Origin of the sequence: Pseudomonas sp. BW7P1, assembly GCF_024981055.1 — a bacterium.
GTDB classification, from domain to species: Bacteria; Pseudomonadota; Gammaproteobacteria; order Pseudomonadales; family Pseudomonadaceae; genus Aquipseudomonas; species Aquipseudomonas bananamidigenes.
The window spans coordinates 6,061,045-6,087,013 of record NZ_CP103374.1; the positions used below are offsets into that span (position 1 = coordinate 6,061,045).

The following is a 25,969-nucleotide window of genomic DNA, read 5'->3' on the forward strand; positions in this document are numbered from 1 at the left end:
TATTGCTTTGAGACCTGCGGTCAACTGCTCACCGGCAGAATCGGGCTGCCCAACCGCTCCAGCAACGTCGCCTGCGCACTGCGCGGGTTCTGGTTGCCGGTCGGCGTGTTGCGGATGTAGCGGCCGTCAGATTGCAGGCTCCAGCTGTGGGTGTTGTCGGTCAGGTACAGCTCCAGCTCCTTCTTGACCCGGGTCAGCAGCTTCTTGCCTTCCACCGGGAAGCAAGTCTCGACGCGCTTGTCGAGGTTGCGCTCCATCCAGTCGGCGCTGGAGAGGAACATCTGCTCCTCGCCACCGTTGAGGAAGTAGAACACCCGGGTGTGCTCGAGGAAGCGGCCGATGATCGAGCGCACGTGAATATTGTGCGAAACCCCGGCGATACCCGGACGCAGGCAGCACATGCCGCGCACCACCAGATCGATGCGCACGCCGGACTGGCTGGCCTTGTACAGCGCGCGGATGATCTTCGGATCGGTCAGCGAGTTGAACTTGGCGATGATGTGCGCCGGCTTGCCGTCGAGGGCGAATTGCGTCTCGCGGGCGATCATGTCGAGCATGCCCTTCTTCAGGGTGAACGGCGCATGCAGCAGCTTCTTCATGCGCAGCGTCTTGCCCATGCCGATCAACTGGCTGAACAGTTTGCCGACGTCTTCGCACAAGGCGTCGTCGGAGGTCAGCAGGCTGTAGTCGGTGTACAGACGGGCGTTGCCGGCGTGGTAGTTACCGGTGCCGAGGTGCGCATAACGCACGATCTCGCCGGCCTCGCGGCGCAGGATCAGCATCATCTTGGCGTGGGTCTTGAAGCCGACCACGCCGTAGATCACCACCGCACCCGCCGCCTGCAGACGGCTGGCCAGTTGCAGGTTGGACTCTTCGTCGAAGCGCGCCCGCAGCTCGATGACCGCCGTCACTTCCTTGCCGTTACGCGCGGCATCCACCAACGCATCGACGATTTCCGAGTTGGCGCCGGAGCGGTACAGCGTCTGGCGCACAGCCAGAACGTGCGGGTCTTTCGCGGCCTGACGCAGCAGGTCGACCACCGGGGTGAACGACTCGAACGGGTGCAGCAGCAGGATGTCCTGTTTGCTGACGACGCTGAAAATGTTCTCGCTGTTCTGCAGCAGCTTCGGGATCTGCGGCGTGAACGGCGTGTATTGCAGCTCCGGATGGCTGTCCAGACCGGTGATGCTGAACAGACGGGTCAGGTTGACCGGACCGTTGACCTGATACAGCTCGGTCTCGCTCAGGCTGAACTGCTTGAGCAGGTAGTCCGACAGGTGTTTCGGGCAAGTGTCGGCGACTTCCAGACGCACGGCGTCACCGTAACGACGGGAGAACAACTCGCCACGCAGGGCGCGGGCGAGGTCTTCGACGTCCTCGGAGTCGAGCGCCAGGTCGGCGTTCCGGGTCAGGCGGAACTGGTAGCAGCCCTTTACCTTCATGCCCTGGAACAGGTCATCGGCGTGAGCGTGGATCATCGACGACAGGAACACATAGTTGTCGCCAGGGCCGCCGACTTCTTCCGGCACCTTGATGATCCGTGGCAGCAGGCGCGGCGCCGGGATGATCGCCAGACCGGAATCGCGACCGAAGGCGTCGATACCTTCGAGCTCGACGATGAAGTTCAGGCTCTTGTTCACCAGCAACGGAAACGGGTGTGTCGGGTCGAGGCCGATCGGAGTGATGATCGGCGCGATCTCGTCGCGGAAGTAGCGACGGACCCAGGTCTTGAGCTTGGTGGTCCAGTAGCGGCGACGGATGAAGCGCACCTGATGCTTTTCCAGCTCCGGCAGCAGGATGTCGTTGAGAATCGCATACTGGCGGTCTACATGACCGTGCACCAGCTCGCTGATGCGGGCCAGGGCCTGATGCGGCTGCAAGCCGTCGGCACCGGCCTGTTCCCGGGCGAAGGTGATCTGCTTCTTGAGGCCGGCGACGCGGATTTCGAAGAATTCGTCGAGGTTGCTGGAGAAGATCAGCAGGAACTTCAGCCGCTCCAGCAACGGGTAGGACTCGTCCAGTGCCTGTTCCAGCACGCGGATGTTGAACTGCAGTTGCGACAATTCCCGGTGGATATACAGGCTGCTGTCATCCAGTCCGGGAATCGCGATCACCGGTGCCGCTGCGGCGGACTCGGTGGCCGGCGCGGGCGGCGCAGGTTCGAGTTCCGGCGGGGTCTCGGTAATCTGCTCGACCACGGGTTGAGCTTCTTTTACGGCAACTTCAGTGAGTCCTTCGGTATTCATCGAATGTTCCTGGGAGGGCTATTTCTGCTCTCGTAACAATTGAGCGGCACGGACAGCAAAGTAAGTCAGGATGCCATCAGCGCCGGCACGTTTAAAGGCGGTCAGGGATTCGAGGATCACGCCTTCGCTCAACCAGCCATTCTGGATCGCCGCCATGTGCATGGCGTATTCGCCGCTGACCTGATAGACGAAGGTCGGCACTTTGAAGGCATCTTTTACCCGGAACAAAATGTCCAGGTAAGGCATGCCGGGCTTGACCATGACCATGTCCGCGCCTTCAGACAAGTCCGCGCCCACTTCGTGCAACGCTTCGTCGCTGTTGGCCGGATCCATCTGATAGGAAGCCTTGTTCGCCTTGCCCAGATTCGCGGCCGATCCCACGGCATCGCGGAACGGCCCGTAATAGGCGCTGGCGTACTTGGCCGAGTAGGCCATGATCCGCACGTTGACGTGACCGGCCAGCTCCAGCGCTTCGCGGATCGCCTGGATGCGGCCGTCCATCATGTCCGACGGAGCCACCACCTGGGCACCTGCAGCGGCGTGGGACAACGCCTGTTTGACCAGTGCATCGACGGTGATGTCGTTCTGCACGTAGCCTTCTTCGTCGAGAATGCCGTCCTGACCGTGAGTGGTGAACGGATCGAGGGCAACGTCGGTGATCACGCCCAGCTCCGGGAAGCGATCACGCAGGGCGCGGGTGGCGCGCTGGGCGATACCTTCGGGATTCCACGCTTCGGCGGCATCGAGGGACTTGAGTTCGGATGGCGTGACAGGGAACAGCGCCAGTGCCGGGATCCCCAGTTCGACCCATTTCGCCGCTTCTTCCAGCAGCAGGTCGATGGTCAGGCGCTCGACACCGGGCATCGAGGCCACGGCTTCGCGGCGGTTTTCACCGTCGAGCACGAACACCGGCAGGATCAGGTCATCGACCGTCAACACGTTCTCACGCACCAGACGCCGGGAAAAGTCATCACGACGATTGCGACGCAGGCGGGTGGCAGGGAACAGACGGTTGGCTGGGGTAAAGCTCACGGCAGACTCCTGAGCCCGCGCAGACGGGCGAGCGTGACAGTTATAAGCGGCCATTATGACGGTCGTATTACAGTTATGTGCACCCCTGTGACACGTAGCCGCAATCCATTGTCGTTGTAGGAAATGTTAACGTCGAGACACATTTCGACACTTTCCTGAATGTGTCCGAAGGGTTAGGCTGCGCGTTCATTTCGCCAGCACCCAGACAATGCTCCAACAATTTCTGCATGACTTCGGCTACTTTGCCTTGTTTCTCGGCACGTTCTTCGAAGGCGAAACCATCCTGGTGCTCGCGGGCTTCCTCGCGTTCCGTGGTTACATGGACATCAACCTGGTGGTGGTCGTGGCGTTCTTCGGCAGCTATGCCGGCGATCAGCTGTGGTACTTCCTGGGCCGCAAGCACGGGCGCAAGTTGCTGGCGCGCAAACCGCGCTGGCAAATGTTGGGTGACCGCGCACTGGAGCACATCCGCAAACACCCGGACATCTGGGTCCTGAGTTTCCGCTTCGTTTACGGCCTGCGCACGGTGATGCCGGTGGCCATCGGCCTGTCAGGCTATCCGCCCGGACGCTATCTGCTGCTGAACGGCATCGGTGCGGCGATCTGGGCCGCGGCCCTGGCCGCAGCCGCGTACCACTTCGGTGCGGTGCTCGAAGGCATGCTGGGCAGCATCAAGAAATATGAACTGTGGGTACTCGGTGCGCTGCTGGTGCTGGGGGGCGGCCTCTGGTTGCGCCGCCGGTTCAAGAATGCCCGGCTGGCGAAAAAGGTCTACGAAGCAGAACAGGCCGAGCAACTGGCCAGGGCCGAACGGCACAAAGCCGAACAGGCCAAGGCGGCCGAGCCTAAGACACCCACCGAGTAACCCGCCGGCGACAGCAATACAGCCCGATGCCGCTGAGCAGGCTGTAACCGAGCAGGCCGGCCCAGATTTCGGGGCTGGCCGGCCACAACCCGACCTGCGGCGCCAGCCACACCAGCGGCAGGTTCGCCGCCAGTCGCAACAGCTCCAGCTTCAGCGCCCACGGGCGATTCTCCAGGGCCACGCCCAGCACAAACAGACCCGACGCCATCGCGCCCCAGCCCAGCACCAGGGCACCGGTCGGCAGACTGCGCTCCAGACTCATCAGATAACTGCCCAGCGCCACATACACGCCGAATTGCAGCAGCACGTACCACTCCTGTCGGGCGCCCAACGGCACTTCGAATTTGCTGAACCGGCTCAGATCCGGCTTGCTCAGCGGATATTTCGCTGCCACGTCCGCCGGGCGCCATCCGGTGCGCATGAACCAGATTCGCAGTTTGTCCCATGTGCTCCCGGCGCGCCGCGCATCATTCCAGAGCTGCACGTAAAACTGCAGGTTCGCCCATAACGGATTCCAGCTCGCCAACGGTGTGGTCACGCCGAAAATCACCGGCTCGTTGTCGTCCTCTTCCTGGAACGAGCCAAACAGGCGATCCCAAATAATGAACACCCCGCCGTAGTTGCGATCCATGTAGAGAGCGTTCTGTGCATGGTGGGCCCGATGATTGGACGGCGTGACGAAAAACCATTCGAACCAGCCGAGCTTGGGAATGTGCTTTGTATGCACCCAGAACTGATACAGCAGATTCAGCGCGGCAACACTGACGAACACCGGCAACGGCACGCCCAGCACGGCCATCGGCAGGTAAAAGATCCAGCCCAGCAGAAACCCGGTGCTGGTCTGGCGCAAGGCCGTGGAAAGGTTGTAGTCCTCGCTCTGGTGATGCACCGAGTGAGCGGCCCAGAGGATGTTCCGTTCATGGCCCATCCGGTGCAGCCAGTAGTAACAGAAATCGTAGAGGACAAAGGCGAAGACCCACACCCCAACACTGTCCGCCGGCAACCTGAACAGCGCCAGATGCTCCAGGGCAAACCCGTAAGTCACCAGCCCCACGCCCTTGGTCAGCAGGCCGGTGGTGGTCGACAGCACCCCGGTGCTGATGCTGCTCACCGCATCGGCCAGGCGATAGTTGCTCACCCCGCGCCGACGGTCGGCGATCAGCTCGACCGCGATCAATACAAAGAACAACGGCACCGCATACAGAATGAAGTTCATGACGTGCCCTGATGAGATCCGTGTGCACTGATCCTAGGTGTAGCGACGGCTTGCCCCTATGGCAACGAGCGACAAATTAGTGGACATTTAGCGCCATGAATCTGGAGAGAACCCCATGAGCAAAAAAGTTGCAGTGATCCTGTCCGGTTGCGGCGTGTACGACGGCGCCGAGATCCACGAGAGCGTCATCACCCTGCTGCGCCTGGATCAGCGTGGCGCCCAGGTGCAGTGCTTCGCCCCGGACGTCGCGCAATTGCATGTGATCAACCACCTCACCGGCAAAGAGATGCCCGAGTCGCGCAACGTGCTGGTGGAGTCGGCGCGCATCGCCCGGGGCAACATCAAGGATGTCCGTGAAGCCGATGTCGATGACTTCGATGCGCTGATCGTGCCCGGCGGTTTCGGCGCAGCGAAGAACCTGTCGAACTTCGCCGCCGATGGCGCCGGCTGCTGCGTTCAGCCGGACGTACTGGCGCTGGCCGAGGCCTTTGCCGAAGCGGGCAAACCGGTGGGCCTGATGTGCATTTCGCCGGCACTGGCCGCCAAGATCTACGGCCCGGGCGTGACCTGCACCATCGGCAACGATGCCGACACCGCCACGGCCATCGGCAAGATGGGCGCCACCCACGAAGACTGCGCCGTGACCGACATCATCGAAGACAAGGCGCGCAAACTGGTGACCACCCCGGCCTACATGCTGGCGCAGTCGATCAGTGAGGCGGCTTCGGGGATCAACAAGCTGGTCGATCGCGTGCTTGAGCTGACCCACGAAAACGACGCCTGATCTCTTGGTCGAACACAAACCAATGTGGGAGCGGGCTTGCTCGCGAAGACGTCAGGTCAGACAACTATTCGTTGAATGACACACCGCCTTCGCAAGCAAGCCCGCTCCCACAAGGGATTTGTGTAATGTTCAGGGTTTGCGGGTGAGCCTGGTGAGGATCCGGTCCAGGGCATTGGCGAACGCCTGCTTCTCCCGGTCGCCTAACGGCGCCGGGCCGCCGCTGACCTGGCCCTGTTCACGCAGGTCGGTGAACAGGTTGCGCGTCGCCAGTCGTTCACCCATGTTCTGCGCGTCGAACTCCTTGCCTCGCGGGTCCAGCGCTGCAACGCCCTTCTTCACTAGCCGGTCGGCCAGCGGGATGTCGCTGCAGATCACCAGTTCGCCCGGCACCGCGTGCTCCACCAGATAATCATCCGCCGCATCGGGGCCGCTCGGCACCACGATCAGTTTGACGATCGCCAGCGCCGGTTTGCTCTGCGGCTGCCCCGCCACCAGCACCACCTCGAAGCGGCGCTTGAGGGCGAACTTCACCACCAGCTCTTTAGCCATCTTCGGGCAGGCGTCGGCATCGATCCATACGCGCATCATTTCAGGCCGCCACACGGCGCTTTTCCGCCACCCGGCTGCGACCGTAGAGCACGATGATCGCCGCAATCGCCACCGCCTGCGCCGCCAGCGAATAGGCATCGGCGTGAATCCCCAGCCATTCGAAATCGAAGAACGCCACCGGCCGGGTGCCGAAGATCCCGGCTTCCTGCAACGCTTTCACGCCGTGGCCGGCGAACACCACCGACAGTGCGCACAGCAGCGCCGCGTTGATGCTGAAAAACAGCGCCAGCGGCAACTTTGCCGAGCCGCGCAGAATGATCCAGGCCAGACCGAACAACAGCACCAGCGCCGTAGCGCCGCCCGCCAATACTGCGTTGTGCCCGGCAGGACCGGCCTGCAGCCACAGGGTTTCGTAGAACAGAATCACCTCGAACAGCTCGCGATACACCGAGAAGAACGCCAGCACCGCAAAACCGAACCGCCCACCGCCACCGACCAGGCTCTGTTTGATGTAATCCTGCCAGGCCGCCGCGTGCCGACGGTCGTGCATCCACACCCCGAGCCACAGCACCATGACGCTGGCGAACAGCGCCGTGGCGCCTTCCAGCAGTTCCCGCTGGGAGCCGCTGACATCGATCACATACGCCGCCAGCGCCCAGGTACCGAGACCGGCCAGCAACGCCAGGCCCCACCCGACGTTGACGCTGCGCACCGCCGATTGCTGGCCGGTATTACGCAGAAACGCGAGGATCGCCGCCAGCACCAGAATCGCCTCTAGGCCTTCGCGCAGCAGAATCAGCAGCCCGGAAATGTAGCTCAGCGACCAGCTCAGACCGTCGCTGCCCAGCAAATCGGCAGACGCCTTGAGTTTGCCCTTGGCCGCGTCAAGGCGCTGCTCGGCCTGCTCCACCGGCAAGCCGTCCTGCAGCGATTGCCGGTAGGCCATCAAGGATTTCTCAGTGTCCTTGCGCACGTTGGCGTCGACGTTGTCCAGCGAGCTTTCAACCAGCTCGAAGCCTTCCAGATAGGCAGCAACGGACAAGTCATACGCCTGATCACGATCGCCGGCACGGTACGCGGCCAGGCTCTTGTCCAGGGTCGCGGCGGTGTAGTCGAGCAACTGCGCCGGGCCGCGCTTGACCTGCGGCGGCTGCGCCCGTTGCGCGCGGAAGGTCGCGGCGGCTTCGGCGCCTTCGGCGGCCTGCACTTCGGCCGGTGTCTGACGGGCGAGGTCGGCGATGTTGTAGGTCTTGTCGGATTTGGTCGTGGCCGGGTCGGCACTGAACTGCGCGATGTAGGTCGCCAGATCCCAGCGCTGACGGTCGTCCAGTTGATCGGCGAAGGCCGGCATGTCGGTGCCTTCGACGCCTTGGCCGAGGGTGTTGAAGATTGCGTAGAGACTCAGATGATCCAGACGCGTGGCATCACGCAGGTTGGCCGGCGCGGGCTCCATGCCGACACTCGCAGGGCCATCCCCGGCCCCGTTGGCGCCATGACACACCGAACAGTGCTGGGCGTAGAGCGGCGCACCACGGGCCGGGTCCGGAGTGATGATCGGCGCCTGGCTGACTTCATAGGCCACCGCCAGTTTTGCCCCCAGTTGCCGGGCCTGACGGGCGACGTCCGCGCCGTCCTGCTTCGCGGTGATGGCGGCGAGCAGAGCATCGATGCCCTGCTCCAGACCGGCCTTCTCCGGTTTGGCCGGCATTGCGGCAATCAACCCTTGCAACGCCCGGGTGAATTCCAGTTGTTCGCGGTATTCGGCATCGTCGACAATCTTGCCCGCCTCTACCGTTGGCGGGTAGTCGGCGCTGATGTAATCGAGCAGGTGCAGCGCCCGGGGCGCGCCTTCCACGGTATCGGCCAACAGATTGAAACTGCTCAGGGCAAACAGCGGGAACACCAGCCAGGCCAGGAATCGGGACGAGGCAGTCATGAAAGGATCTCAATTGGAAATGCGAAGTAACACATTGTTCACGTCAAGCAGGCCTGACTCAAGCTTTCTCGCCAACCGGGACGGATAACGTGCATTGTCATGCAGCACATAGCCATCACTCGCCCCTATACTGCGTCGCCTCCCGCTTCTCTCGATTAAGGAAAATCTCGTGGTCATGCGCCATTGCCTGCTGTTTCCCTTGCTGTTGAGTGCGCTCGTGCAACTGAGCGGTTGCGGGGCCTACCGCAATTACGATCTGGAACTGCAACAAACCACCGATCAATTGAAAGCAGGCAACACCGACGGTGCGCTGGCTCTGATCGAGGCACATAACCCGGATGAAGAAAAAGACCTGCTGTATTACTTCGAGAAAGGTGCGGTGCTCAGCGCTGCCGGCGAGTTCTCACAAAGCCAGGTGGCCTGGCGCAGCGCCGAACAGAGGGTGATCCAGCGCCAGGACACCATTGAAACCACTGGCGACAAGCTGCTGTCCGCCCTGGGCAATGAATGGGGCAGCATCATCAACGACAAGCTTCGTCGTTACGATGGCTATGACTATGAAAAGGTCATGCTGACTACGCAAATGGCCCTGAACCAGTTGGCCGTGAATGACTTCGACGGCGCCCGTGCGGACATCAAGAAGACCCACGAGCGCGAAACACTGATCGCCCGGCAACGAGAGCTCGAATACGAGCGTGTCGAAAACGCCGCCAAGGACCAGGGCGCCCGTGTGCATTACAAGGACCTGCAGGGTTATCCGGTGATCATGCTCGAGTCGCCAGCGGTCATTGCCCTGAAAAACGGCTATCAAAGTGCGTTCAGCCACTATCTGGCCGGTTTCACGTATGAAGCGCTGGGTGAAAAGGACCTGGCTGCACCGGGTTATCGCCAGGCGATCGAACTGCGTCCTGACATACCATTCTTCCAACAGGCGCTGCGCGACCTCGACAGTCCCGGGCTCAAGGCGGGCGAAAGCGATGTGCTGATCATTGTGCAAAGCGGGCTGGCCCCTGCCCGCAGCTCGGTGCGCGTGCCTTACCCGGTGAAGCTCGACGACGGACAGGTGATCGTCGCCAATATCTCGTTTCCGGTGATGGTGCCCGATACCTCCACTCAATCTTTCAACCAGATAACGCTCGACGGTCGTCAAAGGAAGCTGATCACCGTCAACAACATCACCGACATGTCCTTGCGCACCCTGCGTGACGACATGCCCGGGATCATTCAGCGCACCACTTATCGAGCATTCCTGGCGGCGGACGTTCAAGGCACCGATAACCGCCGCAATCCCGCCAAGGCTTCTTACGTGACCCAGCATGACGGTTTCGAGCACGCCGATACCCGCACCTGGCGCACCCTGCCCGACCTCACCCAGGTACTGCGCCTGCGTCTGAAGAAAGGCGAGCACTCGATCAGCCTGCCTACGGCGCCAAGTGCTGCACCTCTGAAAATCCGCATTGATCAGGATCGCCAGGTCATCGGCTTGCGTGCACTTGGCGATCGGATCTACGCCAACGGGAGTGCCTTCCGGGACATCATCACAGGCGACACGCGAACGGTATCCAGCATGAAGCAAGTGATGGCATTCGACTAAGCAGTGCGATTAAAAAGCTATTACATAGCCAGCACCGCCCGCCTATAATGCCGCGCCCTCGTTATCGCAACGAGGCATTAAAGCTCCTCTGTTTATGAGGAATTGGCAGGAGGCCAACGCCACTGTCGATCGGTCCCAGCAGCCCGACCCGCACCCGAGGCTGTCGCTACTCATGGAAGAAGTACCCCATGGCATTTCGCGCTCCCACTCTGATCGCGCTTGGCGCCGTCACTCTGCTGTCCGGCTGTTCGGCGTTTCGCAATTACGATTCCGAACTGGCCCAGACCAACCAGCAACTGGCCACCGGCAACGTCGACGCCGCCCTGACCCTGCTGGAAAAGAACAACACCGGCCCGGACAAGGACCTGCTGTATTACTTCGAGAAAGGTGAACTGCTGCGCGCCAAGGGCGATCTGTCCGGCAGCCAGAACGCCTGGACCAGCGCCGACCAGGTGGTGGGCAAATGGGAAGACTCGGTCAAGCTCGACACCGACAAGTACCTGGCCCAGTTCGGCAGTTTCCTGGTCAATGACAAGGTCCGTCGCTACGAAGGCTATGACTACGAAAAAGTCATGCTGACCACGCAGATGGCCCTGAACCTGCTGGCGGTCAACGACTTCGACGGCGCCCGCACCGCGATCAAGAAGACTCACGAACGCGAAGCGGTAATCGCCGATCTGCGTGACAAGGAATACCTCAAGAGCGAAGAGGAAGCCGAGAAGCAAGGCATCAAGACCGAGTACAAGGACCTGCAAGGCTACCCGGTCGCCAGTCTCGACGCCCCGGAAGTGATCGGCCTGAAAAACAGCTATCAGAGCGCGTTCAGCCATTACCTGGCCGGTTTCGTCTACGAAGCCCTGGGTGAGAAGGACCTTGCTGCACCGGGCTATCGCAAGGCCGCCGAACTGCGTCCGAAAACGCCGCTGCTGGAGCAGGCGCTGATCAATCTCGACAAGCCGGCCAAGAGCGATGACAGCGACGTCCTGATCGTGGTGCAGAGCGGTCTGGCGCCGGCCCGCGATTCGATCCGCGTACCGCTGCCGCTGCCGATTTCCGACAACGTGGTCATTACCCCGCTGTCGTTCCCGATCATCAAGCCTGACACCTCGACCGCAACGTTCGCGCAGATCGGTGTCGACGGTCAGCAACTGGACCTGACCGCCCTGAACAGCACCACTGCCATGTCGCGCCGTGCCCTGCGCGATGACATGCCGGGGATCATCCTGCGCACCACCGTGCGCGCGATCACCAAAGGCGTGGCGCAGAAGAAAATCAACGAAACCAATCCGCTGGCGGGTCTGGCCGTGGGGATCTCTTCAGCGGTGCTCGAAGGTGCCGATACCCGTACGTGGCGCACCTTGCCGGACACCACCCAGGTGGTGCGCCTGCGCCTGAAAAAGGGCGAACACCAGGTCACCCTGCCGAGCGCCGTGGGCGGTTCGGTGGTCAAGGTCAACGTCGATCAGCGTTATCAGGTCGTCACCCTGCGCGCCGTCGGCAATCAGGTCTTCGCCGCCGGCCTCGCCGCTCACGTGACCCCAAGCACCGCCGGCACTGCCGTGGCCAGCCTCAAACAACCTTAAGAACGGAGTCTTTGCATGCGCTTCAAACTCTTCGCCGTCGCCGCCCTCGCCGTCCTGGCCAGCGGCTGCGCCACCCCGCCGCCCCCGGAGCCGGGCAGCGCCGCGAGCAAGGTCGTGGCCATGGGCCCGCAAAAACACATCGCCGTCGGCGCCATGCGCGTCGCCCGCGAGAACGGCTTCATGACCGTCAATGTGCAGTTGACCAACACCCTCAACAGCAACAAGACGTTCTATTACCGCTTCGCCTGGCTGGGGCCGGAAGGTTTCCCGATTGCCGAAGAAGAAGTCTGGAAGAGCCAGATGATGTACGGCGCCCAGACCAGCTTCATCCAGGGCATTGCCCCGACGCCCAAAGCCGTGGACTTCCGTCTGGAACTCAAGACCCCTTAAGCCCGCCCCTCTATTCCCGATTCAGAGAGCATTCCCATGTTTGCACGCTTTTCCTTCATCGCCGTCCTCGCCCTGCTGGCCGCCGGCTGCGCCAACACGTCGCCGACCCTGGGCAGCAAGAACATCAGCTACGGCGATACCAAGGCCGTTGAAACCGTGACCAACGAATTCGGTTCCACCGACCTGCAGATGATTGCCGAATCGATGACCCGCTCCCTGGCCCAGTCCGGCGTTCTGCAGGGCCGCCCGGTGGTGCAGGTCTATGACGTGAAGAACAAGACCAGCGAATACATCGACACCCGCGAGATCACCACCACCATCAAGACCCAGCTGATGAAGTCCGGCACCGCCCGCTTCGCCAGCGACAACACCGCGATGCAGAGCCAGGTCGACCAACTCAAGCTGCAAAACCAGAGCGGTCTGTACAAGAAGAGCACCGTGGCCAAGACCGGCAACATGATCGCCGCCAAATACCGCCTTGAAGGTTCGATCAGCTCGATCGTCAAGCGCAGCAGCGATTACAAGGACGTCTTCTACAAATTCAGCCTGCAACTGATCGACGTTGAAAGCGGTCTGGCCGAGTGGATGGACGAGAAAGAGATCCGCAAGACCACGGAGCGTTAATCGATGCGCACATGGATTGGCATGATGGCCCTGGCTTGCGCGCTCGGCGCGCAAGCGGCCCCGAAAGTCGCGGTGACGGACCTGGCGTATCAGGAACGCGTGGAGCAATACATCCACATCGTTTCGGCGCAGAACAACTACCGCGAGGGTTACTACAGCGCCAGCGGCTCTTCGAGCTACAACGAGCTCGAAGCGTCCACCAGCTACATCGAACAAGGCGAGCTGCGCAAATTCACCGGCGACATCAAGGGTGAAATCCTGCGCACAGGGATGTTCCAGCTGGTGCAGGGCACCCCGTACACGGCATCGTCCAAGGGCGACGTCTACGACGTGATCAAGCGGATCAAGGCCGGCAACTTCAAGGGCGCCGACTACGTGCTGTTCGGCACGGTGTCCGACATCGACTTCACCCAGGACATGAACGAGCTGGCCAATACCGACAGCTATTCAGCCGTACTGGGCCTGACACTGGTGGCGGACTTCAGCCTGATCAACACCAAAACCTACGAAATCACCTCGGCCTTCACGGCGATGGGCGAAGCGCAGGACACCAAACTGGTGAACCACCGCGACATCAAGATCTCGCTCAACCGCCCACGGGTGGTGCGCGAGGTCTCGAAGGCGCTGGGTGAAGACGTGGCCGGACAGCTGAGCCAGCAGCTCGGCGGTGGTGGCTACGAGCAACCGCGTGAACCGCAGCAGCGCAATAATCTGCCGCGTGATACAGCGCCAGTGATTCTGCGCTGACCGGCAACCGGAAACGAAAAAGGCGACCTGAAAAGGTCGCCTTTTTTATGCCTGCCCGCTCTACGCGGCGGCTTTGCGCAACGTTGCCATGAACGCCGCCGCACCGATGAACAGCCCGGCAAACGTGCGGTTCATGCGTTTCTGCTGGGTCGGTGTGCGCAACAGGCGCAGTACCTTCGACGCCAGCCCGGTATAGCCGGCCATGACGATCAGGTCGACGCAGATCATGGTCACGCCGATCACCACGTACTGGATCAGCAGCGGCGCGTGAGGATTGATGAACTGCGGCAGCACCGCCAGCATGAACACCAGCGCCTTCGGGTTGCTGATATTCACCAGAAAGCCACGGAACACCAGCGCCATCGGCCGACCGATCGGGCGTACCGCCGCCTCATCACTCATGTCCATCGGTAGTGCGCGCCACTGCCTGATCGCCAGGTAAACCAGGTAGGCGACACCGAACCATTTGATCGCATGGAACGCGGTGGCCGAAGCGGTGAGGATTGCGCCGACACCTGCGCCAACGATAGCGATCTGCAGCGCCAGGCCCAGTTGCAGGCCCAGGGCGTTCCAGTAACCGCGCCAGAAACCGTATTGCAGACCGCTGGACATCGACGCAATCGCACCGGCGCCCGGAGAAAGGCTGATTACCCAACACGCGGCAAAAAACGCCAGCCATGTTTGAAGCTCCATCGCACACCTCGACTCAGACTCGTGACAAATGTCCAAGCTAATGGGATTCAGGCTGGATGACTACCGATTTTTTTCAGGATGTTGCGGTTGCCGACCGGCGTGGCCGACGCCCGATCACTTTTCGAAACCGCTGGAAGGAAACACATCCGACCCGCGCCAGCGCCTTACCGAACGCTGGAAGAACAGGCTGTTGGGCACCTGCACCATCGCGCTGTCGGTACCCGTTTCTTCAGCCTCGATCAGCGTGGTGTAAAGCAGATTGATCGCCACCACCCGGCCTTTGACGCCGGGCTTGTCGATGGTGTCCACCAGCTCGACCACATCCCCGAGACGAAACGGGCCGACGGTAAAGATCAGAATCGCGCAGAGCAGGTTCGACAGCACGCTCCACATGGCGAAGAACGCCACCGCCGCGACGGCGACGAAACCGGACAACGCGGTCCATAGCACGGTGGCAGAAACACCGAGGCGCTCCAGCACGAAGATCAGCGCGCTGCCCATGATCAGCCAGCGCAGACCACCACGCAGCGGCATCAGCAACTGCGGCGGCAGCGGATACTTTTCTCCCAGACGGGTCAGGAAACGGGCGACAACGCGCTGAGCGAAGTAGCCTGCCAGCAGGATCAAGAGAATCTGCACGCCAAGCCAGACCGGTTCGATCCACTCTGCCGGCAACGGCAGCTTGAGCGCCTCCATCAGGACAGCGCCTCCAGCTCCGCCTGCATGCTTTCCAGGGTTTCCAGCGCCTGCATCCACGCCTCTTCAAGTTCGCCTTCACGGACTTTCAGTCTGGCCTGTTCGGCCAGCAGGTCGCGCAATTCGTTCTTGCGCGCCGGCTCGTAGAGATCGCTGTCGCCGAGGCTGGCGTCGACCTTGGCCAGTTTCTCGTGCAGCTTGCCCAGTTCGGCCTCGAGTTTGTCGGCTTCGCGCTTGTGCGGCGCCAATTGCTGACGCAACGCAGCGGCGGCCTGGCGCTGGGCTTTCTTGTCGGTCTTGTCCGGATTGACCGGCGTGTTGCTGACCGGGGCGTTGCGCTGACGATACTCGACCAGCCAACGTGCGTAGTCCTCGAGGTCGCCGTCGAACTCCTCGACCTTGCCGTCCGCGACCAGGAAGAAGTTGTCGGTGGTGCTCTTGAGCAGATGCCGATCGTGGGAAACCACCAGCACCGCGCCACTGAACTCCTGCAATGCCATGGTCAACGCCAGGCGCATTTCCAGATCGAGGTGGTTGGTCGGTTCGTCGAGCAGCAACAGGTTCGGCCGTTCCCAGGCGATCAACGCCAGGGCCAGACGGGCCTTTTCGCCACCGGAGAAATTCAGCACCGGTTCGTCGATCCGCCCGCCCCGGAAGTCGAAACCGCCGAGGAAGTCGCGCAGGGTCTGCTCGCGTTCGGTCGGCGCCAGGCGCTGCAAATGCAGCAACGGGCTGGCCTTGGCATCCAGCGAATCGAGCTGATGCTGGGCGAAATAGCCGACCACGGTGTTCTCGCCACGGGTCAGGCGCCCGGCCAGCGGTGACAGCTCGCCGGCAAGGTTCTTGATCAGGGTCGATTTACCGGCACCGTTGGGACCGAGCAAACCGATCCGCGCGCCGGGGGTCAGTTGCAGCCGGACCTTCTCCAGGATGGTTTTTTCGCCGTAACCCAGGCGCGCATCGGACAGATCGATCAGCGGGCTGGAGATCTTGGTCGACTCGCGGAACACGAAATCGAAAGGCGAATCGACATGGGCCGCCGACAGCTCTTCCATGCGCTCCAGCGCCTTGATCCGGCTCTGGGCCTGACGGGCCTTGGTAGCCTGGGCCTTGAACCGGGCGATGTAGCTTTCCATGTGCGCACGTTGCGCCTGCTGCTTCTCGTAGGCCTGTTGCTGCTGGGCCAGGCGCTCGGCACGGGCGCGCTCGAACGCGGTGTAGCCGCCACGGTAGAGCACCAGCTTGCGCTGATCGACGTGGGCCACGTGATCGACCACTTCATCGAGGAAGTCCCGGTCGTGGGAAATCAGCAGCAAGGTGCCGGGGTAACTTTTCAGCCACTCTTCGAGCCAGATGATGGCGTCGAGGTCCAGGTGGTTGGTCGGTTCGTCGAGCAGCAGCAGGTCTGACGGACACATCAATGCCTGCGCAAGGTTCAGACGCATCCGCCAGCCACCGGAGAAATCTCCTACCTGACGATCCATCTGCTCATTGGTGAATCCGAGACCGGCCAGCAGCTTGCGCGCACGGGCATCGGCGGTGTAGCCATCGGCGCTGTCGAGTTCGGCGTGCAGACGTGCCAGGGCAGCCCCGTCGTGAGCCTCTTCGGCGGCAGCCAGGTCACGCTGGACTTCGCGCAGGCGCAGGTCGCCGTCGAGCACGTAGTCGACCGCCAGACGTTCGAGGGTGTCGACCTCCTGGCGCATGTGGGCGATACGCCAGTCGGCCGGCAGCAGGCAGTCGCCCGAGTCCGGGTGCAACTCACCACGGAGCAAGGCGAACAGGCTGGATTTGCCGGCGCCGTTGGCACCGATGAGGCCGGCTTTATGGCCGGCGTGCAGGGTCAGCTCGGCGTCTTCTAGCAGACGTTGCGGGCCACGCTGTAAAGTCAGGTTCTGAAGTCGGATCATAATGGCGGCGGAGTCTACCAGCTTCGTCCGCAACTGGCGCGAGTAGCACGATGTCCTCTGACCTGTGGAGCTTTGCCCTTGCCGTCTACGCCCGTCCCGGCGTGGAAGAGGCCTGCCTGCACCTGCAATCGACGGGAGCCAATGTGTGCCTGATGCTGTGTGGTTTATGGCTGGAACAGCGCGATGCGACGAGCGACGAGGTGCGTGCCCGGCAGCTTCTGGAACTGACAGAGCCTTGGGACCGGGAAGTGGTGCAACCGTTACGCACATTACGCATGCAGTGGAAAACCCTGGCCGAGACCGATCCGGTGCTCAAGGGCATGCGCGAGCAGATCAAGGGATTGGAGCTGGAAGCGGAGCGTGCACTTCTGTCGCGACTTGAAGGCGCCGCGCAAGGCTGGAAGCGTAATTCGAAGGAATCGAGTGACTGGCTGGAGGTGCTCGCCGGCCCGGCGGCCAACCTGAACCGCGACGCGCTGCAAGTGCTGCGCGTCGCGGCGAGCGGCGCTTAGGAAGCGCTGCTCGGGTTGCTGGCGACGCTCGACGCCGGGGATGGCGTGGTGGCGGTGGTCGAGGCAGTGGCGGTGGATGCCGGTGCTGCGGTCGGAGCCGGGGTTACCGTTGCGGCAGGTTTGGCAGCAGGCGTCGTGGCTGGTTTTGCTGCAGCTGGATTTGCTGCTGGCTTGGCGGCAGCTGGCTTGGCGGCTGGCTTGGCAGCGGCAGGTTTTTTCACCGCAGGTTTTGCAGCAGGTTTTGCAGCAGGTTTCGCTGCTGGCTTGGCGGCCGGTTTGGCAGCGGCCGCTGGCTTGGCTGCGGTCGTTGCAGGCTTCGCGGCGGCAGCCGGTTTGGCCGCTGGTTTCGCTGCCGCTTTGGCAGCAACCGGTTTGGCAGCAGCTTTTGCCGCAGGCTTGGCTGCAGCAGTTTTGGCGGCTGGTTTGGCAGCGGCTTTAACGGTCGGTTTTGCTGCCGGTTTGGCAGCTACTTTGGTGGCTGGCTTGGCAGCGGCAGTTCTCGCCGGAGCCGCTTTTGCAGCAGCGGTTTTCGCCGCAGGTTTGGCAGCGGGTTTGGCCGCTGTGGTTTTAGCTGCAGGTTTGGCAGCGCTGGCTGCTGCGGGTTTACTCGCAGCTGGTTTTGCAGCGGCTTTCACTGGCGTTTTGGCCGGTGCTTTTGCAGCAGGTTTGGCAGCCGCTTTTTTCGCAGGTGCCGCTGCCGGCTTGGCCGAACGCAGAGACAGCGCCTTGCCGGCGGCTTCCTGTACACGACCGACACCCTGGGCCAGTTTCAGGCTTTCCTGGGCATCGCGCTTGAGCTGCAGAATGTAGCTGCGGGTCTCGGCCTGACGGACCTTCAGCGCATCGAGCAGATCTTCCAGCTCCTTCATGGCAGCCTTGGCCTTGGTCTGCGCCTTGGCTTTGCCGGCTGCTGCTGCGTCCTGCAATTTGGTGCGGGATTTGTGCAGTTTCTCTTGCGCCTTGCCGCGTTGCTTTTCCAGTTTGGCGAGCAGTTTTTCAGCATCAGCCAGAGCTTGGGAGCAAGCGTTTTCCAGATGCTCGAGCAGGCTGCCCGAGAGTTGTTGGAGTAAATGCAACGGAGTGTTTACAGGCTTCTTGGTGGCCGACATGGTTTACCTCCTGGCTGACGTGAGTGCGGCTCATACTAGACCTCTGCTGCTACCGCCGCTAGGGCATGTTGACCGTAATGGAAGCACTCGGTTGCAGGCTCGCGAAAAACTTCTGCGCATTGGCAAAAGCAGTTCACCGTTGCAGACGTTCGCGCTGGCATAATCCACCGCAATTCAGGACGGAGAGTGCCCATGTCGCGCTACCTTTTTTTATCCCTCTGCATGATGTTTTGCGTGGCTCAGGCTGACGAGAAAACCACGGCGAACGATGCCCACGATCTGGCTTACAGCCTCGGCGCCAGTCTCGGTGAGCGACTGCGCCAGGAAGTGCCGCAGCTACAACTCCAGGCATTGATCGAAGGCCTGCAGCAGGCTTATCAAGGCAAGCCTCTGGCACTGAGTGAAGCACGCATCGAGCAGATCCTGGCCGATCACGAATCGCAGACGGCCGAGCAGGCGACCATGCCTTCGACCGACGCCGCGATGGAGAACGAGCGACGCTTTCTCTCGGCGGAAAAAGCCAGGCCCGGTGTTAAAGAATTGGCTGATGGCATCCTGCTGACCGAACTGGCACCCGGCAATGGCGCGAAGGCGGGTCCCGACGGAAAGGTGCAGGTGTTGTATATCGGTCGTCTGCCGGACGGCACCGTGTTCGACCAGAATACTCAACCACAGTGGTTCAACCTCGACAGTGTGATCGCCGGATGGCGCACCGCCTTGCAAAACATGCCGGTGGGTGCGAAGTGGCGTCTGGTGATTCCATCGAATCAGGCTTACGGCGCCGACGGTGCCGGCGACCTGATCGCACCGTTCACACCGCTGGTGTTCGAAGTCGAGTTGCGCGGCGCGACCAGTTGAACACGCAATAAAAAACGGTGCGCTGTTGGCGCACCGTTCTGGTGTCTTGCAGGGTCGGCTCAGGCCTGAACCGGATCTTCTTCCTTGTGGGCCGTATGCAGCACTTCGATCAGGCAGTCTTCCAGTTCGAAACGTTCCCGCAACTGCCCTCCAAGTTTTTGCAGCGCTTCGGCAAAACGCTCAGGATCATTGCACTCGCCTTTGTGACAGTGGTCGTTGAATGACAACGCATAGTCCTTGATCTCGTCCAGGCGAGGCCCGACCTTGTCTGCCAGTTCCAGTCCGCGCACATCGTCGAACGCCCTGGCTTCGTTGACCAATTGCTCGCACACCTCGAAGTGCCAGGCGGACAGGTAATCAACCAGGATCTGACAGAATCGACCGTTCTTCGACTTGTCTGCAAACGCAGGCCGGGCTTCACGCAACTCGCGAAACGCCTTCACCAAGTCCTCACGCTCCTGGAGCCAGCGGTCGATCAGCAGATGAACTCCACCCCAACGTTCCTGAGCATTCTGACAACTTTCGAGCATGGCGATCTCTCTTCCCTTGTGGGTCATGCTGCCCTGCACCCGCGCCTCGTTTCCGGGTTTTTGCTTTGAGAGGCGGACAGGCAGGGCGTCATCGAGCAACACGAATCCAATGACACGTGCGGGCCAGATTATGCCCGCACGTCTATGGCTTCAAGTTACGCAGAAGAGAAAGTTCATACAAGTGTTTAATCCCTGACCAGCACCCGATGCGACGGTTCGTCGCTGAGCGGTCGTTGCAGAGCGTTCCAGGCCAGCCGCAGCAATTGATAAATCGCCAGGATCGACATGGCGACGAAAAACAGCAGGCTCCACTCCGGAATGCTCAGATCGAACAATGTCCAGGACAATTGCGCGCAGTCCTCATTGTCATTGAACATCCGTCGCAGAGCGCACAGCCAGGGCAGATGGCCGAACGACTCTTGCATGCCGGGCGAACACTGCGCCATGTGATGCAACGAATCACTCTGCAGCAGTACCTGACGCCACGCAGCCATCGTGCCGCCTAGGCTGGCCGACAGTGCACCGGACCAGTAGAGCGATAGACCAAAACGCCTGGGTCCGTGCACAGCGGCCACTGCGCAGCAGGCGATGAGGACACTCAGGAAAAGTCGCTGCACCAGACACAGGCTGCACGGCATGAGGCCGACTGTGTATTCAAGGTAGTAGGAAGCTCCCAGCGCCAGGATTCCCGCCGTGAAAACCATAAAAAACAGGGAGCGTGAGCAGGTCGCCGACATGGCTAATCCGTAACAATAAAGACAGGCAGTTACGGTAGAGTAAAGGGCCTCGGCCTTTCAAGGCGGACCACTGACGACACTTCACCAGAAGTGTAGGGAAATCCCGACAGGCATGAGAGGAATGGGTGTAGTCCTCTGTAGGACTTTGCCGAGGAAGGGGGAAAAGCGATCACTATACAGGCGAAAGTGCGAGCGAGGGAGCGTGCTCCCTCGCTGATTCAGGCATGCGCCTGGGCCGGCAACGGCGCGGCCAGCAAACGCTCATCCAGCAGACCGAGACCTTCCTGAAACAACTGATTGCTGCGTTCGGTATCGCCGAGTCGAGCCAACAATCGCGCCAGTTCGGCACAGGCTTCGGGATTGCGCTCGGTGCGCAGGCTGCTTTCCAGATAATCCCTCGCCTTGCCCCAAAGACTGGCTTGCAGACACAGTCGACCGAGGGTCAGCAACAGGCTCGGGTCCGCGGGGTGATCCTTGAGCCAGCCTTCGGCGGTCTGCAATTGACGCGCCGGATCGTTGCCACGCACCAGGCCATAAAGCCGCGCAAGATGACTGTCATACTTGCGCTTGAGGGCGCTGCGCAGCACTTCCTCGGCTTCGACCTGAGCACCCAGTTGACGCAGCTGCTCGGCGTAGGCCAGAACCAGCGGCGGCTCCTGACGCTGCGACGAGCTCAGTTGTTGCCAGGCGCGATTGAGCGACTGCAGACCAGCCACGCCATCTTCTTCGCGATGCGCTGCCAGCGACAGATTCTTGCCCCAGGCGCGACGCTCCAGCTCGGCCAGTTCGGCGGGGGGCAGGACCTTGTCCTTGCGCAGCTCGGGCAACAGCCTGATGACGGCCGACCAATCACCTCGCTGTTGATGCAGACGCTGCAATTGACGCAGGGTCTGGACATTGTGCGGGTGACGCTCGCGCATGGCCTGCAGGGTCACCAGCGCGCCTTCCGTATCGCCGCGATCGGTCTGCAGTTGCGCGTGACTCAAGGCAATGGCCAGCTCGGCCTGTGGCTGACGCTCAAGGGCGCGTTCCAGCAACCGATCGCTTTCTTCGTAGTTGCCTTGTTCATTGGCGGCACGGGCGGCACCCAGGTAATACAGCAACGGCTGGCGCTCGGCCTCGGCGGCCCGGTAGAGATGACGCTGGGCGCTGGCCCAGCGACCTTCGACTAGGTCCAGCTGGCCGTGCTCGATCGCCACTTGCACGCGGCGACTGCGGTTGCGGCGCGACCAGGGATTGACCACGCCACCGGAAGTCAGCACCAGTTCGACCAGTGCCTTGATACCCCAGATCAGCAGCCACAACACCGCGACCAGGGCCAGGGTCGCCCACAGGCTCGACTCATAGCGGAAGCTCTTGTAAGCCACCAGCACGTAACCGGAATGCTCGGCGATCGCCAGTCCGAGGGCTGCTGTCGCTGCGATGACCAGAAACACGATGACATACAGGCGTTTCATGGTGTGGCCTCCTGCGCGGTGGCAGCAGGTCTGGCGAAGGGTTTCACCGAGTCTTCAGCGTTGACGTTGCGACGCTCCAGATAGGCCTGCACCGCACTGAGGGTGCCCGCCAGATCCGGAGTGACAACCGTGACGGGTTGCTTGCTCAGCTCCGCCACCTGTTCGAGCATGATTTTGCTCTGCGGATTGTCCGGGTTGAAGTTGCCTTTGAGCACATCCCGCGCTTCAGTCAGGGCCTGGGTGTAGACCGCTGCCTGACCGTTGAGCGCCGCCCATTGCGCCTGCTCCAGCGACAGGCTGAGGGCCAGGCGCACCTGGCTCAGGCTTTGCCCGGCGAGCAGTGGCCGTACGTTCTTGTCGGCGTTGAAATCGATGCGGATGTAACGCGAGATCTGGTCCCACCACTGCGCCCAGCGACTGGCACCGTCACCATCGGCGGTCAGACCCAGCAGCGAATCGCCACGATCCTTGTATTCGGGCGCCAGCTCGGTGAGTCCGATGACCTGATCGCGCAGCGCGCCCAGTTTCAGGAACAGACCGGTACGATCGGGCTGCTCGGTACTGCGCAACGCCACCAGGGTTTTCGCCACTTGCTCACGCGCGGCAAACGAACCCGGATCGTTTTGCTCCTTCAGAATATCGTCGGCACCCTGCACCAGTGCCTGAGCGCTGCTGATGTCCTGCAAGGCAGAGAGGCGCAGGCTCGCCAGACGCAGCAAATGCTCGGCCTCGGCCAGACGCCAGTCCTTGCGGCTTGCCCCGAGGACGGTTTCCAAACGCTGATTGAGGCGCTGCTGATCGCCCTGGAGCTGCGTCACCAGACGCTGGCGATCGGCGAGTTCGTCGGCGCCGGGCAATTGTGCCAGACGCTCGGTCAGACGCTGCTCGTTGAGTTTCAGGCTCTGGGCCTGATCATTCAACGCCTGCACCTGACTCAATTGCTCCTGGGTATTGGCCTGCAGGTGCTTCACCTGCCAGACACCCCAGCCACCCACCGCAACACCGGCGGCGCCCAGCAGCAGTGCGACAATGGCCAATCCGTTGCCTCGGCGCGGCTCGGCGACCGGTGGCGGTGCATCAACCGGTGCATCGATCACAGGTTGAACGTCATCTTTAGGCAAGGCTGTTTCGCTCACGTATCCATCCTTTGCATTAGAGAACGGGCACGGGGTACCCCCGTAACGCCGTCAGCAAAGCCGCGGCACTGGCGCCGCGACAATCCACAACTGTTCGGGCCCCGGCGGCACGTGCCTGCTCGGCGACCCTTGGGCTTGGAACAAACAACGGCATCTGCGCAAGCGCCGGCCAGGTATCGCCGGCCAATTGGCGCAGGTGCTCAAAACCCTGTCCACTGCTGACCACCAGCCCGTTCAGGCGTTCCGCCGTAATCCGTCGGGGCAGTTCCTGCGGCGGATAGTCCGGCAGGTCACGGCGGTACAACTCCAGATACTCGACACTAGCACCAAGCGCGCGCAGGCGCTCGGCCAGCAGCTCGCGACCGCCCTCCCCGCGCAGGATCAATATCTGTGCGCCAGGCCGTGCAACGGCCTCGAGCAAACGGGGCAATTGCAGCAAGGCTTCGCTGTCATCGCCCTTGTCCGGGCAATGTGCATCGAGGTTCCGATCCCGGAGTATCTGCGCTGTCGCCGCGCCGACACTGAACCAGGGCAGCGTCGGCAGCGACGCCCCATCGACGTCAAGCAGTTGCACGGCGAGGCGCGCAGCCGGTTTGCTGACAACGATCACCGCGCTGTAACACGACAATCCGGAAAATGTCCGGCGCATTGTGTCAGAGACCGGCAGAGGGGCGATTTCCAAAAGCGGCAGGCAACTGCTGAAAATCCCCTGACCGGCCAGCACTTCGGCCAGCGCCTGGCAATCGTCGGCGGGGCGGGTCAGCAGCAGGCGCCAGCTGGTCACTCGTGGCCTGCCTCGCCATAGACTGCCTTGAGAATATCGTCGGCCCCCTGGCGAAGCAGAGCTTCGGCAACCTGCACACCCAGCGCTTCAGCCTCAGAGCGCGGCGCCCGGGCTTCCGCGCCCAGCAGCCTGCCGCCGCTCGGCTCTCCGACCAGGCCACGCAGCCATAGTTGCTCGCCTTCGAGCACGGCGTAGCAGGCGATCGGCACCTGGCAACCGCCATTCAAGTGCTTGTTGAGGGCACGCTCGGCGCTCACGCGGTCAGCCGTATCGGCGTGGTGCAACGGTGCGAGCAAGGCATGGATTTCAGTATCGGCACTGCGACATTCGATACCGACGGCGCCCTGGCCACCGGCCGGCAGGCTGTCGTCGACACTGATCGCCGAGGTGATGCGGTCTTCGAACCCCAGCCGGATCAGGCCGGCCGCTGCGAGGATGATCGCGTCGTACTCGCCGGCATCGAGCTTGGCCAGGCGGGTATTGACGTTGCCGCGCAGAAAGCGGATTTCCAGATCGGGACGGCGCGTCAGCAATTGCGCCTGACGACGCAGGCTCGAAGTGCCGACGATACTGCCGGCGGGCAATGCATCCAGGCTTGAAAAGGTATTGGAAACAAAGGCGTCACGCGGGTCTTCGCGCTCGCAGATGCAGAACAGGCCGAGGCCTTCGGGGAAGTCCATCGGCACGTCCTTCATCGAATGGACGGCGATGTCGGCTTCATTTTCCAGCAGCGCGGTTTCCAGCTCCTTGACGAACAGACCCTTGCCACCGATTTTCGACAGAGGGGAATCGAGCAGCTTGTCGCCGCGACTGACCATCGGCACCAGCGTCACCAGCAGTCCCGGATGGGCTGCTTCCAGACGGGCTTTGACGTATTCGGCCTGCCAGAGGGCCAGTGCACTTTTGCGGGTGGCGATGCGGATTTCGCGAGAGGACATGGATCAATCCGTACTGAATAGATACGGCGGATGATAACAGCTCAGCCAAATCCACTTTGACTTGAATCAGAAACGGCGTGGCCTCCCTGGCCGGCAATGCCTGGTGAAAAGCACGAAGAACCACCCGCAGCCTGCGGATTAAAGCCCTTGCATCATTTTGCGCACGCCCGCCACATGGCGGCGACTGACGATCAGCGCGTCACCGTTCAGGCCCTTGAGGAACAACTGGAAGTGGCCCAGGGGTGTGCGTTGCAGCCGTTCTATCCGATCGCGGGCGACCAGTGCATTGCGGTGAATCCGCACGAAGCGCTCGCCGAACTCGTCCTCCAGCGCCTTGAGCGGCTCGTCCAGCAGGACTTCACCGCTTTCATGGCGCAAGGTCACGTATTTGTGGTCGGCAATGAAATACACCACCTGATCCAGCGGGATCAGTTCGATGCCCTTGCGAGTGCGGGCGCTGATATGACTGCGTGGGCCATTGCCGCTTTCCGCAGCAGGGCGGGTCAGGGCAGACAGCTGAGCCCGATTCGGACGTTCGGCCTTTTTCAGGGCTTCCTGCAGATGTTCGGTTCGCACGGGTTTCACCACATGGCCCACGGCGCTGGCCTGCAGGGCCTCCAAGGGAAATTCATCGATACCGGAGCAGAACACCACGGCGGGTGGCGTTTCGCGTTCGCACAGGCGGGCAGCGACCTGCAGGCCATCGAGGCCCGGCATGCGGATATCGAGCAGCACGATATCCGGCTTGTGGCTGTCGATCAGTGCCAACGCCTCTTCGCCATTGGTGGCGCTGGGCTCCAGGACTGTGTAGCCCTCGAGCTCGCTCACCATTCGGGCGAGGCGCTCGCGGGCCAGTGGTTCGTCATCAACGATCAGGACATTCATATTGCGCTGGATTCCTGCGTGAGTCTCGCACAAGGATAGCGTAGACAAGTGGAGTGACGTCCGTCACCGCGATCCACGCTAAGACTAGCGCGAGCGCCAAAAAGTGCCGTACGTCGCCCGGCAATATTTGTCGATACCCGGGACGCGCCACTCAAGGC

At 61.9% G+C, this 25,969-nt stretch carries 25 protein-coding genes and 1 pseudogene; 9 read left to right on the forward strand and 17 right to left on the reverse strand.

The features are described 5' to 3' along the window. Positions 1 to 20: 20 nt before the first annotated feature. Both ppk1 and hemB read right to left on the reverse strand, forming a co-directional pair. On the reverse strand, positions 21 to 2,246 hold the full coding sequence (ppk1, locus tag NWV16_RS27460) for a polyphosphate kinase 1 (RefSeq protein ID WP_065258113.1): 2,226 nt from the start codon (positions 2,244 to 2,246) through the stop codon (positions 21 to 23). 18 nt (positions 2,247 to 2,264) lie between these two features. Then, positions 2,265 to 3,278: a porphobilinogen synthase gene (hemB, locus tag NWV16_RS27465; protein WP_260521466.1), complete on the reverse strand. Its 1,014-nt coding sequence runs from the start codon at positions 3,276 to 3,278 to the stop codon at positions 2,265 to 2,267. A gap of 208 nt (positions 3,279 to 3,486) precedes the next feature. On the opposite strand from hemB, the gene NWV16_RS27470 reads away from it, so the two are divergent. Further along, entirely contained in the window at positions 3,487 to 4,143 is a 657-nt protein-coding gene (locus NWV16_RS27470; protein ID WP_260521467.1) for a DedA family protein, read from the forward strand. Here NWV16_RS27470 and NWV16_RS27475 read toward each other — a convergent pair. Then, the gene (locus tag NWV16_RS27475) at positions 4,124 to 5,359 is read right to left on the reverse strand and encodes a sterol desaturase family protein (RefSeq protein WP_260521468.1); all 1,236 of its coding nucleotides are present in this window, start codon (positions 5,357 to 5,359) and stop codon (positions 4,124 to 4,126) included. The two genes, NWV16_RS27470 and NWV16_RS27475, sit on opposite strands and share 20 nt — an antisense overlap. 115 nt (positions 5,360 to 5,474) lie before the next feature. On the opposite strand from NWV16_RS27475, the gene elbB reads away from it, so the two are divergent. Next, positions 5,475 to 6,143: an isoprenoid biosynthesis glyoxalase ElbB gene (gene elbB, locus NWV16_RS27480; RefSeq protein WP_260521469.1), complete on the forward strand. Its 669-nt coding sequence runs from the start codon at positions 5,475 to 5,477 to the stop codon at positions 6,141 to 6,143. A 129-nt stretch (positions 6,144 to 6,272) separates the two neighbouring features. On the opposite strand, the gene NWV16_RS27485 is transcribed toward elbB, so the two are convergent. Both NWV16_RS27485 and NWV16_RS27490 read right to left on the reverse strand, forming a co-directional pair. Next, positions 6,273 to 6,728: a YaiI/YqxD family protein gene (locus NWV16_RS27485; protein WP_260523594.1), complete on the reverse strand. Its 456-nt coding sequence runs from the start codon at positions 6,726 to 6,728 to the stop codon at positions 6,273 to 6,275. A gap of 4 nt (positions 6,729 to 6,732) precedes the next feature. Next, on the reverse strand, positions 6,733 to 8,628 hold the full coding sequence (locus tag NWV16_RS27490) for an FTR1 family protein (RefSeq protein ID WP_260521470.1): 1,896 nt from the start codon (positions 8,626 to 8,628) through the stop codon (positions 6,733 to 6,735). 175 nt (positions 8,629 to 8,803) lie between these two features. Between NWV16_RS27490 and NWV16_RS27495 the strand changes: the two genes are divergently transcribed. The 5 genes from NWV16_RS27495 (at position 8,804) to NWV16_RS27515 (ending at position 13,566) form a co-directional block, all read left to right on the forward strand. Beyond that, entirely contained in the window at positions 8,804 to 10,222 is a 1,419-nt protein-coding gene (locus NWV16_RS27495; protein ID WP_260523595.1) for a COG3014 family protein, read from the forward strand. A gap of 188 nt (positions 10,223 to 10,410) precedes the next feature. Continuing rightward, entirely contained in the window at positions 10,411 to 11,805 is a 1,395-nt protein-coding gene (locus NWV16_RS27500) for a COG3014 family protein (protein WP_260521471.1), read from the forward strand. A gap of 15 nt (positions 11,806 to 11,820) precedes the next feature. Beyond that, on the forward strand, positions 11,821 to 12,195 hold the full coding sequence (locus NWV16_RS27505; RefSeq protein ID WP_065258120.1) for a YcfL family protein: 375 nt from the start codon (positions 11,821 to 11,823) through the stop codon (positions 12,193 to 12,195). A gap of 36 nt (positions 12,196 to 12,231) precedes the next feature. After that, positions 12,232 to 12,819 (forward strand): penicillin-binding protein activator LpoB, encoded by a 588-nt coding sequence (gene lpoB / locus NWV16_RS27510; RefSeq protein WP_260521472.1) that lies wholly within the window; start codon positions 12,232 to 12,234, stop codon positions 12,817 to 12,819. Positions 12,820 to 12,822: 3 nt separating this feature from the next. Next, a complete protein-coding gene (locus tag NWV16_RS27515; RefSeq protein ID WP_260521473.1) occupies positions 12,823 to 13,566 on the forward strand; it encodes a penicillin-binding protein activator LpoB in 744 nt (247 codons plus the stop codon). A gap of 60 nt (positions 13,567 to 13,626) precedes the next feature. On the opposite strand, the gene NWV16_RS27520 is transcribed toward NWV16_RS27515, so the two are convergent. The 3 genes from NWV16_RS27520 to NWV16_RS27530 all read right to left on the reverse strand — a co-directional run bounded on the left by NWV16_RS27520 (position 13,627) and on the right by NWV16_RS27530 (position 16,865). Next, positions 13,627 to 14,259 (reverse strand): LysE family transporter, encoded by a 633-nt coding sequence (locus tag NWV16_RS27520; RefSeq protein ID WP_260521474.1) that lies wholly within the window; start codon positions 14,257 to 14,259, stop codon positions 13,627 to 13,629. A gap of 114 nt (positions 14,260 to 14,373) precedes the next feature. Next, positions 14,374 to 14,955, reverse strand: a complete 582-nt coding sequence (locus NWV16_RS27525) for a mechanosensitive ion channel family protein (protein WP_260521475.1) — start codon at positions 14,953 to 14,955, stop codon at positions 14,374 to 14,376. Then, on the reverse strand, positions 14,955 to 16,865 hold the full coding sequence (locus NWV16_RS27530) for an ATP-binding cassette domain-containing protein (RefSeq protein WP_260521476.1): 1,911 nt from the start codon (positions 16,863 to 16,865) through the stop codon (positions 14,955 to 14,957). Before NWV16_RS27530 ends, NWV16_RS27525 begins: the two co-directional genes overlap by 1 nt. Positions 16,866 to 16,915: 50 nt before the next feature. Here NWV16_RS27530 and NWV16_RS27535 point away from each other — a divergent pair, with 50 nt between their 5' ends. Beyond that, complete coding sequence (locus NWV16_RS27535) at positions 16,916 to 17,377, forward strand: TIGR02444 family protein (RefSeq protein WP_260521477.1); 462 nt, start codon at positions 16,916 to 16,918, stop codon at positions 17,375 to 17,377. Here the strand turns inward: NWV16_RS27535 and NWV16_RS27540 are convergent. Beyond that, the gene (locus tag NWV16_RS27540) at positions 17,374 to 18,486 is read right to left on the reverse strand and encodes an AlgP family protein (protein ID WP_260521478.1); all 1,113 of its coding nucleotides are present in this window, start codon (positions 18,484 to 18,486) and stop codon (positions 17,374 to 17,376) included. The genes NWV16_RS27535 and NWV16_RS27540 overlap by 4 nt on opposite strands. A gap of 192 nt (positions 18,487 to 18,678) precedes the next feature. On the opposite strand from NWV16_RS27540, the gene NWV16_RS27545 reads away from it, so the two are divergent. Continuing rightward, positions 18,679 to 19,344 carry an FKBP-type peptidyl-prolyl cis-trans isomerase gene (locus tag NWV16_RS27545; RefSeq protein WP_260521479.1) on the forward strand — a complete coding sequence of 222 codons (666 nt, stop codon included), beginning with the start codon at positions 18,679 to 18,681 and terminating at the stop codon, positions 19,342 to 19,344. 59 nt (positions 19,345 to 19,403) lie between these two features. Here NWV16_RS27545 and rsd read toward each other — a convergent pair whose 3' ends face one another. The 8 genes and pseudogenes from rsd to NWV16_RS27585 all read right to left on the reverse strand — a co-directional run. Next, positions 19,404 to 19,874, reverse strand: a complete 471-nt coding sequence (gene rsd, locus NWV16_RS27550; protein ID WP_260521480.1) for a sigma D regulator — start codon at positions 19,872 to 19,874, stop codon at positions 19,404 to 19,406. 185 nt (positions 19,875 to 20,059) lie between these two features. Continuing rightward, complete coding sequence (locus NWV16_RS27555) at positions 20,060 to 20,611, reverse strand: disulfide bond formation protein B (protein ID WP_260521481.1); 552 nt, start codon at positions 20,609 to 20,611, stop codon at positions 20,060 to 20,062. A 218-nt stretch (positions 20,612 to 20,829) separates the two neighbouring features. Then, on the reverse strand, positions 20,830 to 22,068 hold the full coding sequence (locus tag NWV16_RS27560) for a heme biosynthesis protein HemY (protein ID WP_260521482.1): 1,239 nt from the start codon (positions 22,066 to 22,068) through the stop codon (positions 20,830 to 20,832). Continuing rightward, positions 22,065 to 23,204 carry a uroporphyrinogen-III C-methyltransferase gene (locus NWV16_RS27565; RefSeq protein WP_260521483.1) on the reverse strand — a complete coding sequence of 380 codons (1,140 nt, stop codon included), beginning with the start codon at positions 23,202 to 23,204 and terminating at the stop codon, positions 22,065 to 22,067. The genes NWV16_RS27560 and NWV16_RS27565 overlap by 4 nt, the downstream gene beginning before the upstream one ends. Positions 23,205 to 23,220: 16 nt before the next feature. Next, complete coding sequence (locus NWV16_RS27570) at positions 23,221 to 23,988, reverse strand: uroporphyrinogen-III synthase (RefSeq protein WP_260521484.1); 768 nt, start codon at positions 23,986 to 23,988, stop codon at positions 23,221 to 23,223. Next, entirely contained in the window at positions 23,985 to 24,926 is a 942-nt protein-coding gene (gene hemC, locus NWV16_RS27575) for a hydroxymethylbilane synthase (protein WP_260521485.1), read from the reverse strand. Before hemC ends, NWV16_RS27570 begins: the two co-directional genes overlap by 4 nt. Positions 24,927 to 25,064: 138 nt before the next feature. Beyond that, positions 25,065 to 25,811, reverse strand: coding sequence for a LytR/AlgR family response regulator transcription factor (locus tag NWV16_RS27580; RefSeq protein WP_065258134.1), 747 nt, complete (start codon positions 25,809 to 25,811; stop codon positions 25,065 to 25,067). Then, a pseudogene (locus NWV16_RS27585) lies at positions 25,808 to 25,939 on the reverse strand (sensor histidine kinase); the annotation flags it as partial. The gene NWV16_RS27580 and the pseudogene NWV16_RS27585, both read right to left, overlap by 4 nt. Positions 25,940 to 25,969: the final 30 nt, after the last annotated feature.

What these genes read in the sequence shown, in the direction of transcription:
- NWV16_RS27490 (WP_260521470.1), bottom strand. Translation starts at nt 8,628, where the DNA reads ATGACTGCCTCGTCCCGATTCCTGGCCTGGCTGGTGTTCCCGCTGTTT.
- NWV16_RS27495 (WP_260523595.1), top strand. Translation starts at nt 8,804, where the DNA reads ATGCGCCATTGCCTGCTGTTTCCCTTGCTGTTGAGTGCGCTCGTGCAA.
- NWV16_RS27520 (WP_260521474.1), bottom strand. Translation starts at nt 14,259, where the DNA reads ATGGAGCTTCAAACATGGCTGGCGTTTTTTGCCGCGTGTTGGGTAATC.
- NWV16_RS27580 (WP_065258134.1), bottom strand. Translation starts at nt 25,811, where the DNA reads ATGAATGTCCTGATCGTTGATGACGAACCACTGGCCCGCGAGCGCCTC.
- elbB (WP_260521469.1), top strand. Translation starts at nt 5,475, where the DNA reads ATGAGCAAAAAAGTTGCAGTGATCCTGTCCGGTTGCGGCGTGTACGAC.
- NWV16_RS27560 (WP_260521482.1), bottom strand. Translation starts at nt 22,068, where the DNA reads ATGAAACGCCTGTATGTCATCGTGTTTCTGGTCATCGCAGCGACAGCA.
- NWV16_RS27540 (WP_260521478.1), bottom strand. Translation starts at nt 18,486, where the DNA reads ATGTCGGCCACCAAGAAGCCTGTAAACACTCCGTTGCATTTACTCCAA.
- NWV16_RS27470 (WP_260521467.1), top strand. Translation starts at nt 3,487, where the DNA reads ATGCTCCAACAATTTCTGCATGACTTCGGCTACTTTGCCTTGTTTCTC.
- NWV16_RS27515 (WP_260521473.1), top strand. Translation starts at nt 12,823, where the DNA reads ATGCGCACATGGATTGGCATGATGGCCCTGGCTTGCGCGCTCGGCGCG.
- NWV16_RS27535 (WP_260521477.1), top strand. Translation starts at nt 16,916, where the DNA reads ATGTCCTCTGACCTGTGGAGCTTTGCCCTTGCCGTCTACGCCCGTCCC.
- NWV16_RS27545 (WP_260521479.1), top strand. Translation starts at nt 18,679, where the DNA reads ATGTCGCGCTACCTTTTTTTATCCCTCTGCATGATGTTTTGCGTGGCT.
- NWV16_RS27525 (WP_260521475.1), bottom strand. Translation starts at nt 14,955, where the DNA reads ATGGAGGCGCTCAAGCTGCCGTTGCCGGCAGAGTGGATCGAACCGGTC.
- rsd (WP_260521480.1), bottom strand. Translation starts at nt 19,874, where the DNA reads ATGCTCGAAAGTTGTCAGAATGCTCAGGAACGTTGGGGTGGAGTTCAT.
- NWV16_RS27500 (WP_260521471.1), top strand. Translation starts at nt 10,411, where the DNA reads ATGGCATTTCGCGCTCCCACTCTGATCGCGCTTGGCGCCGTCACTCTG.
- lpoB (WP_260521472.1), top strand. Translation starts at nt 12,232, where the DNA reads ATGTTTGCACGCTTTTCCTTCATCGCCGTCCTCGCCCTGCTGGCCGCC.
- hemC (WP_260521485.1), bottom strand. Translation starts at nt 24,926, where the DNA reads ATGTCCTCTCGCGAAATCCGCATCGCCACCCGCAAAAGTGCACTGGCC.
- NWV16_RS27475 (WP_260521468.1), bottom strand. Translation starts at nt 5,359, where the DNA reads ATGAACTTCATTCTGTATGCGGTGCCGTTGTTCTTTGTATTGATCGCG.
- NWV16_RS27555 (WP_260521481.1), bottom strand. Translation starts at nt 20,611, where the DNA reads ATGTCGGCGACCTGCTCACGCTCCCTGTTTTTTATGGTTTTCACGGCG.
- ppk1 (WP_065258113.1), bottom strand. Translation starts at nt 2,246, where the DNA reads ATGAATACCGAAGGACTCACTGAAGTTGCCGTAAAAGAAGCTCAACCC.
- NWV16_RS27530 (WP_260521476.1), bottom strand. Translation starts at nt 16,865, where the DNA reads ATGATCCGACTTCAGAACCTGACTTTACAGCGTGGCCCGCAACGTCTG.
- NWV16_RS27505 (WP_065258120.1), top strand. Translation starts at nt 11,821, where the DNA reads ATGCGCTTCAAACTCTTCGCCGTCGCCGCCCTCGCCGTCCTGGCCAGC.
- NWV16_RS27485 (WP_260523594.1), bottom strand. Translation starts at nt 6,728, where the DNA reads ATGCGCGTATGGATCGATGCCGACGCCTGCCCGAAGATGGCTAAAGAG.